At 75.9% G+C, this 17,707-nt stretch carries 13 protein-coding genes; 7 read left to right on the top strand and 6 right to left on the bottom strand.

Annotation, left to right across the window (positions count from 1 at the left end):
- Window positions 1-1,233 carry an ROK family transcriptional regulator gene (locus IE170_RS06785; RefSeq protein WP_189808368.1) on the bottom strand — a complete coding sequence of 411 codons (1,233 nt, stop codon included), beginning with the start codon at window positions 1,231-1,233 and terminating at the stop codon, window positions 1-3.
- 163 nt (window positions 1,234-1,396) lie between these two features.
- Window positions 1,397-2,494, bottom strand: a complete 1,098-nt coding sequence (locus tag IE170_RS06790; RefSeq protein ID WP_189808369.1) for a mechanosensitive ion channel family protein — start codon at window positions 2,492-2,494, stop codon at window positions 1,397-1,399.
- A gap of 260 nt (window positions 2,495-2,754) precedes the next feature.
- Between IE170_RS06790 and IE170_RS06795 the strand changes: the two genes are divergently transcribed.
- Entirely contained in the window at window positions 2,755-3,294 is a 540-nt protein-coding gene (locus IE170_RS06795; protein WP_125547456.1) for an HNH endonuclease, read from the top strand.
- Between the two features lie 70 nt (window positions 3,295-3,364).
- Here the strand turns inward: IE170_RS06795 and IE170_RS06800 are convergent, their stop codons facing one another.
- Both IE170_RS06800 and IE170_RS06805 read right to left on the bottom strand, forming a co-directional pair.
- On the bottom strand, window positions 3,365-4,168 hold the full coding sequence (locus tag IE170_RS06800; protein WP_189808370.1) for an alpha/beta fold hydrolase: 804 nt from the start codon (window positions 4,166-4,168) through the stop codon (window positions 3,365-3,367).
- 97 nt (window positions 4,169-4,265) lie between these two features.
- Window positions 4,266-7,280, bottom strand: a complete 3,015-nt coding sequence (locus tag IE170_RS06805) for a glycoside hydrolase family 84 protein (protein WP_189808371.1) — start codon at window positions 7,278-7,280, stop codon at window positions 4,266-4,268.
- Window positions 7,281-7,608: 328 nt separating this feature from the next.
- Between IE170_RS06805 and IE170_RS06810 the strand changes: the two genes are divergently transcribed.
- Window positions 7,609-9,669 carry a 4-alpha-glucanotransferase gene (locus tag IE170_RS06810; protein ID WP_189808502.1) on the top strand — a complete coding sequence of 687 codons (2,061 nt, stop codon included), beginning with the start codon at window positions 7,609-7,611 and terminating at the stop codon, window positions 9,667-9,669.
- 20 nt (window positions 9,670-9,689) lie between these two features.
- Window positions 9,690-9,926, top strand: a complete 237-nt coding sequence (locus IE170_RS06815; protein ID WP_189808372.1) for a hypothetical protein — start codon at window positions 9,690-9,692, stop codon at window positions 9,924-9,926.
- 183 nt (window positions 9,927-10,109) lie between these two features.
- On the opposite strand, the gene IE170_RS06820 is transcribed toward IE170_RS06815, so the two are convergent.
- The gene (locus tag IE170_RS06820) at window positions 10,110-10,604 is read right to left on the bottom strand and encodes a MarR family winged helix-turn-helix transcriptional regulator (protein WP_189808373.1); all 495 of its coding nucleotides are present in this window, start codon (window positions 10,602-10,604) and stop codon (window positions 10,110-10,112) included.
- Window positions 10,605-10,707: 103 nt separating this feature from the next.
- Here IE170_RS06820 and IE170_RS06825 point away from each other — a divergent pair, with 103 nt between their 5' ends.
- The 4 genes from IE170_RS06825 (at window position 10,708) to IE170_RS06840 (ending at window position 14,989) form a co-directional block, all read left to right on the top strand.
- Entirely contained in the window at window positions 10,708-12,060 is a 1,353-nt protein-coding gene (locus tag IE170_RS06825; RefSeq protein ID WP_189808374.1) for an MFS transporter, read from the top strand.
- Window positions 12,061-12,131: 71 nt separating this feature from the next.
- Window positions 12,132-13,079, top strand: a complete 948-nt coding sequence (locus IE170_RS06830; RefSeq protein WP_189808375.1) for an EamA family transporter — start codon at window positions 12,132-12,134, stop codon at window positions 13,077-13,079.
- A 40-nt stretch (window positions 13,080-13,119) separates the two neighbouring features.
- Window positions 13,120-14,061 carry a DMT family transporter gene (locus IE170_RS06835; RefSeq protein ID WP_373298953.1) on the top strand — a complete coding sequence of 314 codons (942 nt, stop codon included), beginning with the start codon at window positions 13,120-13,122 and terminating at the stop codon, window positions 14,059-14,061.
- 10 nt (window positions 14,062-14,071) lie between these two features.
- A complete protein-coding gene (locus IE170_RS06840; RefSeq protein WP_189808376.1) occupies window positions 14,072-14,989 on the top strand; it encodes a LysR family transcriptional regulator in 918 nt (305 codons plus the stop codon).
- Between the two features lie 85 nt (window positions 14,990-15,074).
- Here IE170_RS06840 and pepN read toward each other — a convergent pair whose 3' ends face one another.
- A complete protein-coding gene (gene pepN, locus IE170_RS06845; RefSeq protein ID WP_189808377.1) occupies window positions 15,075-17,660 on the bottom strand; it encodes an aminopeptidase N in 2,586 nt (861 codons plus the stop codon).
- Window positions 17,661-17,707: the final 47 nt, after the last annotated feature.

The following is a 17,707-nucleotide window of genomic DNA, read 5'->3' on the forward strand; positions in this document are numbered from 1 at the left end:
TCAGCGGCGCAAGGTGTCGAAGACCTCGTCGCGCGCCGTGGCCAGGGCGGACTCCAGGGCGCCGCGCAGCACGGGCCTCTCGCGCACGCTCCCGGGAACCAGGCGGGGCGCGGAGGGGGCGAGGTCGGCGAGCTCGGCCTGGACCAGGTCGCGCAGGGCCGCCCCGCCGGCGTCGGTGACGGCGCCGGAGAGGATGACGAGCTCCGGGTCCAGTACGGCGACCAGCGCGGCGAGCCCGGTCGCGAGCGCAGTGGCGTACCGCCGCAGCAGCCTCAGGTGCGCGCCCTCGGGTTCGGCGGCGGCGCGCCGCAGCAGCGCGGCGGCCGCGGCGGCCTGCGCCGCGCCCCCGGCCCCCGCCCCGGCGGGCCCGTCGGCCGGGGGCGGGGCGAGGCCCAGCCCGGCGGCCAGGGCGACCACCGCGCCCGCGCCGGCGAGCTCCTGGAAGCCGCCCGCTCCGACCCGGGCCGCCTGCCGGACCAGCGGGCGCCCGGGCACGGGCAGGAACCCGACCTCGCCCGCCCCGCCCGTCCGGCCGCGGTGCAGCCGCCCGCCCAGCACCACCGCGGCGCCGAGACCCGCACCGTTCCACAGCAGGACGAAGTCGTCGTGGCCGCGGGCGGCGCCGAGCCGCTGCTCGGCGACCGCGGCCAGGTTCACGTCGTTCTCGTACCCGACCGGCACGGACAGCGCCGCGGCCAGTTCCTCCGGCAGGGCGCGGGACTCATGGCCGTCCGGCAGGTGGCCCGCGTGGCGCAGGACGCTGGTGCGCTGGTCGAAGGAGCCCGGCAGGGCGATCACCGCGCGGCGCAGGTCGCCGCGGCCCAGCCCGGCGGCGTCCAGCGCGCCGTCCAGGGCGCGGGCGGCCTGCCCGGCCGGGCCGCCGCTCCCCGTGCAGGGGACTTCGCTGCTGCCGACGACCCCGCCGGTCAGGTCGGCGACGGCGGCGGTGATGCGGTCGGGGGTGACGTCCAGTCCGGCGACGCGCGCGGCGGCCGGGTTGACCCCGTACAGGCGGGCGCCGGGCCCGGGCCGGCCGGTGGTGGTGCCGGCGGCCACGACGAGCCCGGCGGCTTCCAGGCGCGCCAGCAGCTGGGAGGCGGTTGGCTTCGAGAGGCCGGTGAGGCTGCCGATCCGTGTGCGGGAGAGGGGGCCGTGCGCCAGCAGCAGGTCGAGCGCCGCGCGGTCGTTCATGGCGCGCAGCACGCCGGGCGTTCCGGGGCCGGGGCCGGCCATGGGGATCTCTCTCCCTCGATCGGACAACTGTTGGGAAAGTTTCCTGTCGGACCCGGCGGCATGTCAACGGGGGCGCGCCCTGAAACGCCGCCGCCCCCTCGGGGGCGCGGGCGCGGAGGGGGCGACAGCGGAAAGGCGACAGGGAAAAGGGGGAGCCTGGACCCTACTTCGTGATCCGAGGGGCTCCGGACGACGGCACGCCGCCGCCGGGCGGAATCGGCGCGGTCGCCTGGGACTGCGGGGAGGCCGGGTTGGCCAGGGCCGACGGCGGCGCCACCGAGGCCGCCGGATCGGCTGCGGGCTCCTCCTCCTCGGCTCCCGGCAGGCCGCCGATGATCCCGATGCCGGCCTCGTCGAAGGCCTCCTTGATGCGCCAGCGCAGCTCGCGCTCGACGGAGAACTGCTGGCCGGGCATCGTCTTCGCCGACACCTTCACCGTCATCGACGCCAGCAGCACCTCGTCGAGGCCCAGCACCTCGACCGGACCCCACAGCCGCTCGTCCCAGGGAGTCTCCTTCGCCATCGCGTCCGCGACACCGGCGACGACCTCGCGGATCCGCGGGAGGCTCTCCGTCGGCTTGACCTGGACGTCCACGGTCGCCGTCGCCCAGCCCTGGCTCAGGTTCCCGATCCGCTTGATCTCGCCGTTGCGCACGTACCAGATCTCGCCGTTGTCGCCGCGCAGCTTGGTGACGCGCAGGCCGACCTCGACGACCTCACCCGAGGCCACACCGGCGTCGATCTTGTCTCCGACGCCGTACTGGTCCTCCAGGATCATGAAGACGCCGGAGAGGAAGTCCGTCACCAGGTTCCGCGCGCCGAAACCGATCGCCACACCGGCCACACCGGCGCTGGCGAGCAGCGGGCCCAGGTTGATGTCCAGCGCGCCGAGCACCATCAGGCTCGCCGTGCCGAGGATCAGGAACGAGGCCACCGAGCGGAGGACCGAGCCGATCGCCTCGGAACGCTGGCGCCGCCGCTCGGCGTTGACCAGCAGCCCGCCCAGAGCGGTCCCCTCGACGGCCTCGGCGCCCCGGTTCATGCGCGTGATCAGCTTCGTCAGCGACTTGCGGACCACCGAGCGGAGCGCCATCGCGATCACCACGATGAGCAGGATCTTCAGGCCCAGGTACAGCCACCCGGCCCAGTTCTCCTCTATGAAGCTCGCCGCGTTCGTGACGCTCTCGTGGGCTTCCTGCACCGACGTCGCCGGATCCGGAGTGGCGGCTGCCAGCGGCAGAAGGGCTGCGGGCCAGGGCACGGCGGGAACCTCCAGGTGTCACGGTCTGCCCGCGGAACGGAATGCGGAACAGGCCTTCCACACTATCGGGGCGTTCGGGTGACCTTGTTGCCTTGTTCGGGGGAGAGACGAGGCTCACCCGGGGAGAAGTGGGGTGTGGTCGAAAACACCTCGGACCCGTTACGGGTGCGTGGTGGCGTTTCGACCAGCCGTAAGGAGAGACTGGATAGCAGATCGTCCCGGCGCGAGCCACGCGCCGCCGGCGTACAAGGAGGCAGTCCGTGCCGCACGTCCTGGTCCTCAACGCGTCGTACGAGCCGCTCGGCGTCGTACCGCTCCGCCGCGCGCTCGTCCTCGTCCTGGAGAACAAGGCAGTCTCCCTGGAGGAATCGGGCGCCTTCCTGCACAGCGCGACCCGGGTCGTCCCCGCGCCCAGCGTGGTTCGGCTCAAGCGCTTCGTGCGGGTCCCCTACCGGGGGCCCGTTCCACTCACCCGGCGTGCGCTGTTCGCGCGTGACGGCGGCCGCTGCATGTACTGCGGCGGCGTGGCCACCAGCGTCGACCACGTGATCCCGCGCAGCCGCGGAGGGCAGCACGTGTGGGACAACGTGGTCGCCGCCTGCCGCCGGTGCAACCACGTCAAAGCCGACCGGCACCTGGTCGACCTCGGCTGGCGGCTGCGCCACCAGCCCGCCCCGCCGTCGGGCCTGGCCTGGCGGATCATCGGAACGGGGCACCGGGATCCCCGGTGGATGCCCTACCTCCAGCCCTACGGGGCCGACGACGCCCTCGACCGCATCGGCGCGGCCGCCGCCTCCTGACACGGATCCGAGGACCGGACCCGACCCGGTGCACACACCGGCTCGGGTGCGGGCGCTGCCGCCGCGCGGCTCAGGACGCGGAGGCGGCCGCGGCGTGGGCCTCGTCCACCAGCCCGGCGACCGCCTCCGGCGCGCGCAGCGACGGGTAGTGGTCGCACCCGGCCAGGCGCACCAGACGGCAGCCGGGGATCCGGGCCGCCATCTCCTCGTTGCACCGCACCACCTCGGCCTGGTCCAGCTCCCCGAGGGCGAGCACCGCCGGGGCGCGGACCTCCGCGAGCCGGTCGAAGGCCGGGGCGTCCTCCCGAAGCCGGCCGGCCGCGGCGAACCAGGCCGGCAGCGCACCGCGCAGCTGCGCCGCCGCGACGGGATCGGACTCGGGGGTGCCGCCCCCGGCCCGTCCCCAGATCCGGAGCCCCAGGCGGACGATGCCCTCCATGTCACCGGCGGCGGCCAGCCGGCCCACCTCCTCGAAGAAGCCGGGCGGGGTCAGGCCCTCGGCGCCCGTGACCCCGGGCACGAACAGGGCGAGGCCCGCCACCCGCTCCGGGTCGGCCAGGGCCAGGCTCAGCGCGGTCGCGCCGCCCATGCTGGAGCCGACGAGCACCGCCCGGCCCACCCCGAACCGGTCCAGGACCGCAGCCAGGTCCGCCACCTGCGAGTACGGGGCCTGCGGCGCGGGCGAGCGGCCGTGGCCGCGGGCGTCGTAGCGGATCACCCGGTGCCCGGGGGAGAGCAGCGGCAGGACGGGGTCCCAGACCGCCGAGTCGCCGACGCCGGGATGCAGCAGCACCAGCGGCAGGCCGCCGCGGCCCGCGCCGCCCGAGTCCTCGGCCCACACCTCGCCGTCCTGCACCGGCAGCATCACGTCCATGATCGCCAGTCTGGCGGGCGCCGCGAGGCCGGCGGAAGGCAGTTTGCGGCCGGATTCCGGCCGGTACGGGCCCGGGGGCCCGGTCCGGGCGGATCCGTCAGGGGACCACCGCGAACGCCTCGGCCGCGAACAGGCTGCACCCGTACTTGGTCGCCCGCTTCTCGCAGGTCACGCGGACGAACCGGGCCTGTGCCGGATCCAGCCGGACCGACTCCGTGCCGCCCTTCGAGCCCGTCACCGTCGCCGCGCGGTGCCAGGACGTCCCGTCCACCGACGTCTCCACCCGGTAGGCCGACGGGTACGCCTCCTGCCAGTGCAGCACCAGCAGCCCCAGCCGCGCCGGAGCCGCCAGCTCCGCCTGCCACCACGCCCCGTCGACCGGCGGGGACGACCAGCGGGTGGCCGCCGACCCGTCGATCACCGCGGCGGCGGGGAACGCCGGCGTCTCGTTCGCCGACGAGGAGGCCCGCGCGGAGCGGAGCAGGTCCGGCCCGCCCGTCTTCGGCACCGCCCGGACCGTCAGGACCCGGGTCTGCCCGGCGAACACCACCGGAACCCGGTGGACACCCGCCGGGGTGGACGCCGCGACCGCCACCGACACCGGGACCTGGACGCGCGTACCCCGCGGCGCCCGCACCTCGGCGGGCAGCCGCACCTCGACGCCCTGCGGCGCGGCCGCGGACAGCGGGCCGCGGACCTCGCCGGGCCGCAGCGCCGACAGCTCGGCCGTGACCGTCCGCGCCGCCCCGCCGATCTCCACGTCCACCGACTCCGGCAGCGTGAACGAGGCCTCCGGCCCGTCCGCCAGCCACGGCACCACCCGGTGCACCACCGGCGCAGTCCCGGCCCAGGACAGCCGGACCGCGTCCGCCCGCACCCCGCCCGCGTCGGCCTGCGTCCAGCCGGTCGGCGAGGCATCGCCCACCTTGCGCCAGCCTTCGCCCGGGACGTGCACCTCGACCGCGCCGCCCCGCGCACCCTGCGGCAGCGGGTCCGTCATCACCGTCACCGCCGACACCGGCCTGACCCCGTCCAGGCGGACCGTCCAGGCGCCCGGCTCGCGGGAGACGGTGCCGGTCTCCCGGGCCGCGCCCGTCCAGGCGTCCGCCTCCTCGACGGCCTTCGCGAGGAACGGGTCCAGCACCGCCTTGTCGACGCGCGCCGCCGCCGGCTCCGCCAGCTTCCGCCGGGCCTCCGCAAGCGCCCGCGACGCCTGCCAGGCCGCCGCGCCGTCCCCGCGGGTCTGGGCGCGCAGCAGGTCCACGGCCAGCTCGCCGGCCGCGCCGTACGCGGAGACCCGCGCCAGCCACGGCCCGCCCTCGGCGGACAGCCCCGGCAGCCGCTCGGGCGCCTCCCGCATCGCCGTGAACGCGGCCCGAAGCCGCTGCCCGGCCGCCGGGTCGGCCGCGGCGCGGCCCTGCCAGAACTCGTCCATCAGCGGCCGCAGATAGGCGGACTCCGGCTGGGCCAGGCCCGACGAGGCGGAGTTCCCGGCGAGCGCGGCCAGCGACTGCCGGGCCCGCGCGTCGGGCCCGGCCAGGTCGGCGACGGCGGCCGCCCACGAGTCGCCGGGCCGGTAGCCGCTCGCGTTCCACGCGAAGTCGGCGGCCGTGAACAGCGGGATCCGCGACAGCGAGGCGTGCGGCATCGCATTGGCCAGCAGGCCCGCCGATCCGCCCGCGACGGCCGGCTCGCGGCCCGTGTACGGGCCGAGGAAGATGCGGCCCGGATCCCAGTCGTTCACCGGGTAGTTGTCCATCGTCAGCAGCGGATGCCCGCCGAAGGCCTCGCGGGCGCCGGACAGCTCGCGGCCGGTGATGGTGCGCGGCACGACGCCGACGCCCGTCCAGGCCACCTCCACCCGTTCGTCCAGCCGCTCGGCGAGGACGGTCCGGTACGCGGTCGCGCCGTTCTGGTGGTACTCCGTCGGCAGCAGCGACAGCGGCGCCGCCCCCGGGTGCTTCGCCGCGAGGTGCGCGGCCAGCTCGCCGGCGACCTCGGCGTGCGCCTTCGCGGCCGCCGCGGCGCCCTTGCCGTAGCGCACCCGGTCCGCGCGGCAGCCCCACTCCGAGTAGCTGACGTCCTGGAACTGCACCTGGAACGCGCGGAAGCCGAGCTCCCACATCGCGTCCAGCTTGCGGGCCAGCGCGGCCCGGTCCTCCGCCGAGGCCAGGCACATCGACTGCCCCGGGGAGACCGCCCAGCCCAGCACGACCCGGTTGGCGCGGGCCCGGCCGGCCAGCTCCCGGAACTGCTCCTGCTGCGCCGCCGGGTACTCCGCCCGCCACTCGGTGGTGCGGTACGGGTCGTCGCCGGGGGCGAGGAGGAGCCGGTTCTGCTTGGTGCGGCCCATGAAGTCCAGCTGCGCGAGCCGCTGCCCGTGCGTCCAGGGCTCCCCGTAGAAGCCCTCGGTGATCCCGCGCACCGGGGCGGACGGCCAGTCCCGCACCAGCACCCCGGGGACCTTCCCGCCGCCCGCCGCGAGGAGTTGGCGCAGCGTCTGCGCCCCGTGGAAGAGGCCGTCCTCGCCGGTGCCGGCCAGGGCGACCGTGCTCCGGCCGCCCGCCTTGCCGACGGCCAGCCGGTAGCCGCCCTTCGGCAGGTCCCCGACCTCGGACGCGCCGAGCGCGCGCAGCGCCTCCTCGGCGCCGCGCCCGTCGAGCCGTACGACGGTGCCTGCCTCCGGGAGCGGCGCACCGGGCGCGGGCTCGTGCAGGACGCGCACGCCCGCGGCGCGCAGCGCCGTGCGGACCACGCCGACCGCGTACGGGTCGGCGTCGGGCGCGGAGACCAGCACGGCCTGCTCGCCGAGCGGCACCTCGCGCGCCGCGTCGGCGGCCATGGACTGCGGGCGCGGCCACACGCCGGGCCCCTCGGCGGGGGTGCGGGGTGCGACGGCGCCCGGGTCGAGCAGAGGCCCGGGCTGGTTGCCCGCCGGGGCTCCGGCAGCCGCTCCGGGCGCGCCCTTGGCCCCGCTGCCGGCCTGGTCGGGGGAGGGCGCGCCGGTCGACGACAGCAGCCCCTGGTGCTCGGCCGCCACGGCGCCGCCGAGCAGCGTGCCGATGACTGCGATGGCCACGGCAGTGTTCCGCTTCCTGCCCCTGAGCTGCACGAAGCCTCCCCGTCCCGAGTTCGCCGGCGCTCGTACGAATGAGCCCGAGCCCACCACCCGTGCGGCCGGAGTGTCAATGCGAGCGGGTGATCTGACCCGGAACCGCCAGGAATGCCGGGCCGCCCGGTGGGTATGGCTGCGGTGTCGAACCGCGCCGCGCCACGGATCGCTGACCCACCCTCACCATCCGCCCGCAGCAACGGGAAGGCCGAACCGTGGAATCCGCTACGCCGGCCGGCGCCGCCCCCGCCGCCCCGCCCGGCGGGCCCACCACCCCCGCCGCGGCGGCCGCCGCCGGCGGCCGACCACAGGGACACCGGTGACCTCCATGGACGAACTCGCCCGGCTCGCGGCCCTCCACGGCGTCGCCACCGACTACCGGCCCGCGGAGGGCGTCACCGTCGACGTGCCGCGCGGGACGGTCGCCGCGGTCCTCGGCCTGCTGGGCGTGCCCGCCGAAACCCCCGAGCAGGTGCGGGAGGCCCTCGCCGCGGCCGAGCGGGACGCCGCCGAGCGGCTGCTGCCGCCCGTCCTCGTCTGGTGGGCCGGATCGGCGGCGCCCCGTGAGCTGGCGGGGCTGCCCCGTGGGACCCGGACCCGGCTGGAGCCCGAGGGAGCCGCCGAGGGCGGTGTCCCCGCGGAGGGCGGGGCGGCCGCGGCCGGCTCCGCCGGCCCGTACGACTGGGACCCCGCGGTCCTGCCGCCGCTCGGCGTCCACCGGGTGCGCGCCGAGGCCCCAGACGGCCGCACCGCCGCCGCGGTGCTGATCGTCGCCCCCGAGCGGGCCCCCGCCGTGCCGGAGCGCACCCACGGGCTGCTCGTCCAGCTGTACTCCCTGCTCTCCGAGCGCTCCTGGGGCATGGGCGACCTCGGAGACCTCGCCGCGCTGGCCCGCTGGGCCGGCCGCACCCACGGCGCCGGCTTCGTCCAGGTCAACCCGCTGCACGCGGCCGTCCCCGGCAGCCCCACCGACCCCTCCCCGTACCGGCCGGCCACGCGCCGCTTCCCCGACCCCGTCCACCTGCGGATCGAGGACCTCCCCGAGTACGGGGCCTGCCCCGACCCCGCGGCCCTCGCCGCGCTCGCCGCCCGCGGCGCCGAACTGCGCCGGGCCGTACTGGAGAAGGGCGCACTCATCGACCGGGACGCCGTCTGGGCGCTGAAGCGCGCCGCCCTGGAGCTGCTGTACGCCGTCCCCCGCACCCCGGAGCGGGAGGCCGCCTACCGGGACTTCTGCACCGAGCACGGCGAGCCCCTCGACCGCCACGCCGCCTGGTGCGCCGCCCGCACCGGCGGCCCGGCAGGCGCCCCGCCCGCCGCCGCGGCCGACTTCCACCGCTGGCTCGTCTGGCTGACGGACACCCAGCTCACCGCCGCCCAGCAGGCGGCGCGCGAGGCCGGCATGGCCGTCGGCATCGTCCACGACCTCGCCGTCGGCGTGCACCCCGACGGCTCGGACGCCGCCGGGCAGCCGCTGTACGCCGGGAGCGCGAGCGTCGGCGCACCGCCCGACGCCTTCAACCCCCGCGGCCAGGACTGGGGCCTCCCGCCGTGGCGGCCCGACCTGCTCGCCGCCACCGGGTACGCCCCGTTCCGGGACCTGCTGCGCGGGGTTCTCCGGTACGCCGGCGCGCTCCGCATCGACCACGTGATGGGCCTGTTCCGGCTGTGGTGGATCCCCGAGGGCGCACCGCCCGCAGACGGCACGTACGTCGCCTACGACGGCGAGGCGATGCTCGCCGTGCTCGTGCTGGAGGCGCACCGGGCGGGCGCCCCGGTCGTCGGGGAAGACCTCGGGACGGTCGAGCCGCAGGTCCGCCGGGCGCTGGCCCGGCGCGGGGTGCTGGGCACCTCCGTGCTGTGGTTCGAACGGGACTGGGCGGGCGGCGGCGCCCCGCTCCCGGCGGACGCCTGGCGCGCCGACTGCCTGGCGACGGCGACCACGCACGACCTGCCGCCCACCGCCGCCAAGCTGGCCGGCGCGCACGTGGAGCTCCGCGACCGGCTCGGCCTGCTGACGCGCCCCGTGGAGCGCGAGCGCGCGGACGACGCCGCCGACACCGCGCAGTGGCTGGACCTCCTCGCGGACGACGGCTTCGACACCAAGGACGAGGAGGCGGCCGTCGCCGCCCTGTACGGGTTCCTGCTGCGCACCCCCGCCCGGCTCGTCGGCGTATGGCTGCCGGACGCGGTCGGCGACCGGCGGCCGCAGAACCTCCCCGGCACCTGGGACCAGTACCCCAACTGGCGGCTGCCGCTCGCCGACGGGGGCGGGCGGCCCCTCACGCTGGAGGCACTGGCCGCCTCGGCGCGGGCGAACGCCCTGCTGGACGCCCTGCGGCAGGGCGGGCCCGCCCGTACGGCACCCCCGGACGCGCGCCCCGTTTAGGTGTTCGCTACGTTTGCACCGTGGACAAGAAGAACGCCCTGCGCGCCGGCGCCGTCACGGCCGGATCGACGCTGATGATGCTGCTGATGACGTCTCCCGCGCTCGCGCTGACCCGCGACGACGGTGACGACCCGGGGCCGGGCATCGGCCTCGCCGAGACCCTCGGCGTGTTCGTGGCGCTGCCGGTGGTCCTGTTCCTGGTCATCGCGGGCCTCGTGATGGTCGGCGACAAGTCCCGCAAGCAGCAGCAGGGCTGAGCGGACTCGAACTGAAACAGCCGGGCCGGACCGCCCCCTGCGGGGGCGGCACCGCCCGGCATGCTTCCGGGGCGCCGGAGGTCCCGCTGCCGGTGCACGTCGCCGGCGGCGGTGGGACCTCCGGCGCTCCGGCGTACCTGCGTACGGCCGTACGGCGCCCCGCCGCCCCTCCGGCCGCCGCCCTCAGATGCCGGCCAGGAGCTTGCGGAGCAGGCCGGTCAGCAGGGCGGTCTCCTGCTCGTCCAGGCCCGACAGCGCCGCGCGCTGCACCTCCAGGCCGGCCGCCACGGCCTCGTCGACGAGTGCCAGCCCCCGGTCCGTGATGGTGACCTGCAGCCCCCGCCGGTCGTGCGGGTCGGGCTTGCGGCACAGCAGCCCGGCCTTCTCCAGCTTGTCCAGGCGGCCCGTCATGCCGCCCGAGGTCAGCATGAGCGTGGCCGCCAGCTGTCGCGGCGACAGCGTGTAGGGCTCGCCGGAGCGGCGCAGCGTCCCCACGACGTCGAACTCCCCGCGCGTGAGTCCGTACCGGGCGTACGCGCGCTCCATGGCGTCGCCCATCGCCCTGTCGATCCGGAAGATGCGGCCGAAGAGGGCCATGGGGGCCGTCTCCAGATCCGGGCGCACCACGGCCCACTGGTCGATGATCGCGTCGACGGCGTCCCTGTTGACCTCGCTCATGTCCGCAGTATCGGCCGTCACGCCGATCGCCCGCAAGAAAGTTGCTTGACGGAAAGTAGCTTGCCAGTAAGCTACTTTCCATCGACCTACTTCGGGGGGAACCATGGCAGGCGGGCGGGCTCAGCAGCGGCAGCGCAGACGACAGGACCGGCTCCCGGGGGAGCGGCCGCTGCTCGCCGGCATCGGCATCAGCGCCGTCGGGATCGGCATGTACGTCCCCTTTTCCCTGGTCTTCTTCCACCACGTCACCGGTCTCTCCTTCGCGGTCGTCGGCCTGGTGCTGACGGCCACCGGGCTCGCCGGGCTCGCCTTCATGCCGGCGGCCGGCGCGGCCGTCGACCGGTTCGGGGCCAAGCGCGTCAACCTCCTCCTCTACGCGGTCAGGGCGCTCGGCTTCGCGCTGTACCCCTTCGCCCACTCCCCGGCCGCCTTCGCCGCGGTCGCCCTCCTGACCGCGCTGGCCGACCGGTCCTTCCCCGTCGTCCAGCAGTCCCTCATCGGGGAAGTGGCCCGCGGCTCCGCCCGCGACCGCCTCCAGGCCTCCCTGCGTGCCCTGCAGAACGCCGGGATGGGCGCAGGCGCGCTGATCGTCTCCGGGGTGCTCGGGGTGTGGGGCACCGCCGCCTTCTCCCACACCGCCTGGGGCAACGCCCTCGCCTTCGCCTTCGCCGGGCTCCTCGTGACCCGGGTCCGCCCCGCCGCCGGAGCGGGCCCGGCCGCCGCGGCAGCCCGGACGCGGGCCGGGTACCGGATGGTGCTGCGCGACCGGCCCTTCCTCGGGCTGACCGCCGCGAACTTCCTGGCCGCGCTCGGCTACGCCGCCCTGTCGGTGCTGTTCCCGCTGTACATCGCCACCTGGCTGCGGGGCCCGGACTCCCTGACCGGCGCCGCCTTCACCGTCAACACCGCCCTGTGCGCGGGCGCCGGCATCCTCGTCGCCTCCCGGGTCCGCCGCTCCGGCGCCCGCCGCACCCGCTCCGCGGCCCTCGGCGCGCTGCTCTTCGCCGCCGCGTTCGCCGGGCAGATCGTGCTCGGTACGGTCCGGCCCGGGCAGACCGCGACCGTCGCCGCGCTGCTGGCCATCGTCGTCGTCTACACCCTCGGCGAGCTCGTGCACAGTCCCTCCGCCGGGGCCCTGTCCGTCTCGGCCGCGCCCGAAGCCGTCCGCGGCCGCTACCTCGCCACCTACCAGCTGTCGTACTCGCTGGCCACGGCGCTCGCCCCGTCCCTGTTCACCGCCCTGATGGCGGTGGACGGCCGGCTGCCCTGGGCCGTCCTCGCCGCCGCGGCCGCAGGGTGCGCGCTCGCGCTCGTACGCCTGGAGCGGCACCTTCCGGCGGACGCCGTGCACGCCGAGCCGCCCCGGCTTCCCGCGCCGACAGCCCCGGTGGTTCCTGCGCCGCGGAGCGCCGATCCCGCCGCCGACGCCGGCCGGCCGCTGTCCGCCCGGCCCTGACCCGCGGACGCCGCACCACCGCGCCGGCGGCACCGAGCCCGCCGGCCCCCTCCACCTCCCGAGGAGCAGCCGTGAACCGCCTCGCCACCCTCGCCCTGACCGCCCTCGCCCCGATCTCATGGGGCTCGACCTACGCCGTCGCCACCGAACTCCTGCCGCCCGACCGGCCGCTGTTCACCGCGGCCATGCGGGCCCTGCCCGCCGGGCTGCTGCTGACCGCGCTCTCCCGCACCCTGCCCGCCGGCAGCTGGTGGTGGAAGTCCGCCGTGCTCGGCACCCTCAACATCGGGGCCTTCTTCCCGCTGCTCTTCCTCTCGGCCTACCGCCTCCCCGGCGGCGTCGCCGCCGTCCTCGGCTCGGCAGGGCCGCTCTTCGTCGTCGGGCTCGCCGCCCTCCTGCTCGGGGAGCGCGCCGAGCTCCGGACCGTACTCGCCGCCATCGCCGCGGCGTTCGGGGTCGGCATGGTCGTCCTGACCGCGCAGGCCCGCCTCGACGCCCTCGGCATCGCCGCCGGAGCCGTCTCCTCCGCGTCCATGGCCGCCGGCACCGTGATGACCAAGCGGTGGGGGCGTCCCGCAGGCGTCGGCCCGCTCGCCGCCACCGGCTGGCAGCTCACCGCCGGCGGGCTCGTCATCGTCCCCCTCGCCGCACTCGCCGAGGGGGCACCGCCCGCGCTCGACGGCCGGGCCCTCCTCGGCTACGGCTACATGATGCTGATCAACACCGGGATCGCGTACTGGCTCTGGTTCCGCGGCATGGGGCAGCTCAGCGCCACCTCCGTCACCCTGCTCGGCCCGCTGTCGCCCCTGACCGCCGCAGCCATCGGCTGGGCCGCCCTCGGGCAGGCCCTCACCCCCGTGCAGCTCGCCGGCATGGCCCTCGCCTTCGGCGCCACGGTCGCCGGGCAGGTCTTCGCCGCACGGTCCTCCTCCCGGGCGGCGGCAGAACCGTTCAGTTCTGCTGAAAAGAACGATCGAAACTTTTCGATGGACCTGACGGATCGGCCGGTGCGACGGTAGGGGCACACCGCCCCCGCACCCCCGGAAGGGAAGACGCCCCGTGGCCGTCACGGACCGGACCCGCACCACCCCGCCCCCGCTCGCCCGCCCCGTCCGCCGGCCGCGCGACGCCGCCGCCCGCGCGGCCGGGCCGGGCGTGCTCCTCGCCCTGATCGCCACGGTCGTCTGGTCCGGCAGCTTCGTCGCCACCCGCGGCATGGCCGACACCGTCCCGCCCGTCCAGGCCGTCTTCTGGCGGTGGATCATCGCCGCCGCGGCCGTCGCCCCGTTCGCCGCCCGGCAGGCCTGGCGGCAGCGGCACCTGATCCGCCGGCACCTGCCGTACACCGCGCTCGCCTCCTTCTTCGGCGTCGCCCTCTACAACACCCTCGTCCACCAGGCCGGACTGACCACCTCCGCCGCCAACATGGGCATGATCATGGCCGCCTCGCCGGTCGTCATGACCCTCTACGCCCGCGCCGGCGGGGAACGCCTCGGCCCGCGCCGCACGCTCGGGCTGCTGACCGCCCTGGCCGGCGTCCTGCTCCTCGTCGGCGACGGCTCCCTCAGCCCGCGCTTCGGCGCCGGAGACCTGTGGATGTTCGGCGCCGCCCTGTGCTTCGCCACCTACAGCGCCCTGCTGCGCCGAAAGCCGGCCGAACTCGGCGGTCCGGCCTTCCTCCTGACCACCTTCGTCCTGGGCGCGCTGATGCTGGCCCCCGCCTACGCCGTCTCCCTGCACCTCCAGGGCGGCTTCGCCCCCACCCCCGGCACGGCCGGCATGCTCCTCTACGTCGGCGTCATGTCCTCCGCGGTCGCCTTCTTCGCCTGGAACAAGGCCGTCACGCTGATCGGCGCGGCCCGAGCCGGCGTCGTCTACTACCTCCAGCCCGTGTGCGTCGCAGGGCTCGGCCTGCTGCTCCTCGGAGAGCGCACCGGCCCCTCCGAGCTGCTGTGCACGGCGCTGATCCTCGGCGGCGTGGCGCTGGGGGCCCGGCGGTAGGTTCGGGCCCATGACCGAGTGGGACATCAAGAAGCTGCGGATCCTGCGGGCCCTGGCCGAACAGGGCACCGTGACCGCGACGGCCGAGGCGCTGCACCTGACGCCCTCGGCCGTCTCGCAGCAGCTGACCAACCTCGCCCGGCAGTTGGGCGTCCCGCTGCTGGAGGCCCGCGGCCGCCGGGTCCGGCTCACCGACGCCGCCCGGCTCGTGCTGCGGCACGCCGACGCCGTCTTCGCCCAGCTCGAACGGGCCGACGCCGACCTCGCCGGATACCTCGCCGGCGACACCGGAGAGGTCCGCATCGGGGCCTTCTCCACCGCCGTCCCCGCCCTGGTCGTCCCGGCCGTCGCGATCCTGCGCGAGACCCGCCCCGGACTGGAGGTGCGGGTCCGCGAGACCGAGGCCGCCGAGTCGTACGAGCTGCTCTCCGCCGGCGCGGTCGACCTGGCCCTTTCGCTCGCGGCCCACGCCCCGACCGCGCGCGACACCCGCTTCAGCCGCATGGTGCTGCTGGAGGACCCGCTCGACGTGGCCCTCCCGCGGGACCACCCGCTCGCGGACGCGCCGGACCTCCGGCTGGCCGACCTCTCCGGCGAGCCGTGGATCTACGGCGGCAGCGGGCCCTGGCAGGAGATCGCCCGCACCGCCTGCGAGGCGGCCGGCTTCGTCCCCGAGCAGGCGCACACCGCGGCCGGCTGGACCGCCATCCTCGCCATGGTCGAGGCCGGGATGGGCGTCGCCCTCGTCCCCCGCATGGTGTCCGGGCGCGCCTCCGGCGTCGCCGTCCGGGTCCTGGCCCGCGACCGGCCCACCCGGCACGTCATCGCCGCGGCCCGCCGCGGCGCGGAGGCCTCGCCCGCCGTCGCCCGGGCCCTGGACGCGCTGCGCGAGGCGGCCGCGCGCCGGGCGTCCGCCGCGCCCGCCTGAGGCGGACCGCCGCCCCGGCCCGCACACGCCGGTGCCCCGGCCCCGCCGTGGGCGGGACCGGGGCACCGGACGGGCCGCGCGTGGCTCAGGCGCTGCCGGCGGCCGCGTCGGCGGCCTGCGCCTTCAGGGCGCGCTCGACGCCCGAGCGGGACTCCGAGACCAGACGGCGCAGGGCCGCGTTCGGCTCGGCCGAGGCCAGCCAGGCGTCCGTCGCGTCCAGGGTCTCCTGCGACACCTGCAGCGAGGGGTACAGGCCGACCGCGACCTGCTGGGCGATCTCGTGGCTGCGGCTGTCCCAGACGCCCTTGACCGCCGCGAAGTACTTCTGCGCGTACGGGGCCAGCAGCTCGCGCTGGTCGGCCTGGACGAAGCCGCCGATCACGGCCTCCTGCACCGCGTTCGGCAGGTCACCGGACTCCACCACCGACGCCCAGGCCGCCGCCTTGGCCTCGGCCGTCGGGCGGGCCGCCCGCGCGGTCGCCGCGTGGCGCTCGCCGGCCGCCGTGGGGTCGCGCTCCAGCTCGGCCGCGATGGCCGCCTCGTCGGCGACGCCGGCCGCCGCCAGCCGCTCCAGGAACGCCCAGCGCAGCTCGGTGTCGACGACCAGGCCCTCGATCTCGGCCACACCGTCCAGCAGGGCCTTCAGGTAGGTCAGCTGGTCCTCCGTGCGGGCCGTCGCCGCGAACGCCCGCGCCCACGCCAGCTGGTGGTCGCCGCCCGGCTCCGCGGCGCGCAGGTGCTCCAGCGCGGCCTCGGTCCACCGGGCCAGGCCCTCCTCTCGCCACGCCGGGTCGGCGTACAGGTCGAGGGCCAGCTTCACCTGGCGGTGCAGCGACTGCACGACGCCGATGTCCGACTCCTTGCCGATGCCCGACAGGACCAGCGACAGGTAGTCGCGGGTCGCGAGCTCGCCGTCGCGGGTCATGTCCCACGCCGACGCCCAGCACAGGGCCCGCGGCAGCGAGTCCGTGAAGTCGCCCAGGTGCGCCGTGACGTTCGCCAGGGACACCTCGTCGAGGCGCACCTTGGCGTACGACAGGTCGTCGTCGTTCAGCAGCACGACGGCCGGGCGGGCACGGCCCACCAGCTCCGGCACCTCCGTGAGCGCGCCGTCGACGTCCAGCTCGATCCGGTCGGTGCGCACGAGGCGGCCGCCGTCGAGGTCGTACAGGCCGATCGCGATCCGGTGCGGGCGCAGCGTCGGCTCGCCCTGGGCGCCCGCGGGGAGCGCCGGGGCCTCCTGGCTGACCGCGAAGGAGGTGATGACGCCGTCGGCGCCGGTCTCGATGCGCGGGCGCAGGACGTTGATGCCGGCGGTCTCCAGCCACGCCTTCGACCAGGCGGCCAGGTCGCGGCCGGAGGTCTCCTCCAGGGCGCCCAGCAGGTCCGACAGGCGCGTGTTGCCGAAGGCGTGCGCCTTGAAGTACGCCTGCACGCCCTTGAAGAACGCCTCCATGCCGACGTAGGCGACGAGCTGCTTGAGGACCGACGCGCCCTTGGCGTAGGTGATCCCGTCGAAGTTGACCAGGACGTCGTCCAGGTCGCGGATGTCCGCCATGATCGGGTGCGTGGAGGGCAGCTGGTCCTGCCGGTAGGCCCACGTCTTCATCGAGTTGGCGAAGGTGGTCCACGCGTGGGGCCACTTCGAGCCCTCCGCGTACGCCTGGCAGGCGATCGAGGTGTACGTCGCGAACGACTCGTTCAGCCAGAGGTCGTTCCACCACTCCATGGTGACCAGGTCGCCGAACCACATGTGCGCGAGCTCGTGGAGGATGGTCTCGGCGCGCACCTCGTACGCGGCGTCCGTGACCTTCGACCGGAAGACGTACTGGTCGCGGATGGTGACCGCGCCCGCGTTCTCCATCGCGCCCGCGTTGAACTCCGGCACGAACAGCTGGTCGTACTTGGCGAACGGGTAGTCGTAGGCGAACTTCTCCTGGAACCAGTCGAAGCCCTGCCGCGTGACGTCGAAGATCGCGTCGGCGTCCAGGAACTCCGCCAGGGAGGGCCGGCAGTAGATGCCGAGCGGCACGACCTGGCCGTCCTTGCCCTCGTACGTGCTGTGCACCGCGTGGTACGGGCCCACGATGAGCGCGGTGATGTACGTCGAGATGCGCGGGGTCGGCGCGAAGCGCCAGACGTTGTCCTTGACGTCGGCGGCGTCCGGAGTCGGGGAGTTCGAGACCACCGTCCAGCCCTCGGGGGCCGTCACCGTGAACTGGAACGTCGCCTTCAGGTCGGGCTGCTCGAAGCTGGCGAACACGCGCCGCGCGTCCGGCACCTCGAACTGGGTGTACAGGTAGGCCTGCTGGTCGACGGGGTCGACGAAGCGGTGCAGGCCCTCGCCCGTGTTGGTGTACGCGCAGTCCGCGACGACCTTCAGCTCGTTGGCGCCCTGGAGCAGGTGCGGCAGCCGGATGCGGGAGTCCCGGAAGACGGCCGCCACGTCCAGCGACGTGCCGTTCAGGACGACCTCGTGCACGGCCGGGGCGACCAGGTCGATGAAGGTCTCGGCGCCCGCCTCGGCGCTCCGGAACCGCACGGTCGTCACGGAGGGGTACGTCCCGCCCTCCTGCGCACCGCTCAGATCGAGGTCGATCTCGTACGAATCGACGCTGAGCAGCTTCGCCCGCTGCTGCGCTTCTTCACGGGTCAGGTTCGTGCCAGGCACGCGTTCATCTCCTTCGATGGTGACGTTCGCGGTCATCCTTGCATGCC

It is taken from the genome of Streptomyces toxytricini (assembly GCF_014649915.1).
In the GTDB taxonomy this organism is placed as follows: domain Bacteria; phylum Actinomycetota; class Actinomycetes; order Streptomycetales; family Streptomycetaceae; genus Streptomyces; species Streptomyces toxytricini.

Bases quoted from the DNA above. Each gene is read 5' to 3' on its own strand.
- IE170_RS06785 (WP_189808368.1), bottom strand. From the start codon at position 1,233: ATGGCCGGCCCCGGCCCCGGAACGCCCGGCGTGCTGCGCGCCATGAAC.
- IE170_RS06800 (WP_189808370.1), bottom strand. From the start codon at position 4,168: ATGGACGTGATGCTGCCGGTGCAGGACGGCGAGGTGTGGGCCGAGGAC.
- IE170_RS06810 (WP_189808502.1), top strand. From the start codon at position 7,609: ATGGACGAACTCGCCCGGCTCGCGGCCCTCCACGGCGTCGCCACCGAC.
- IE170_RS06820 (WP_189808373.1), bottom strand. From the start codon at position 10,604: ATGAGCGAGGTCAACAGGGACGCCGTCGACGCGATCATCGACCAGTGG.
- IE170_RS06825 (WP_189808374.1), top strand. From the start codon at position 10,708: ATGGCAGGCGGGCGGGCTCAGCAGCGGCAGCGCAGACGACAGGACCGG.
- IE170_RS06840 (WP_189808376.1), top strand. From the start codon at position 14,072: ATGACCGAGTGGGACATCAAGAAGCTGCGGATCCTGCGGGCCCTGGCC.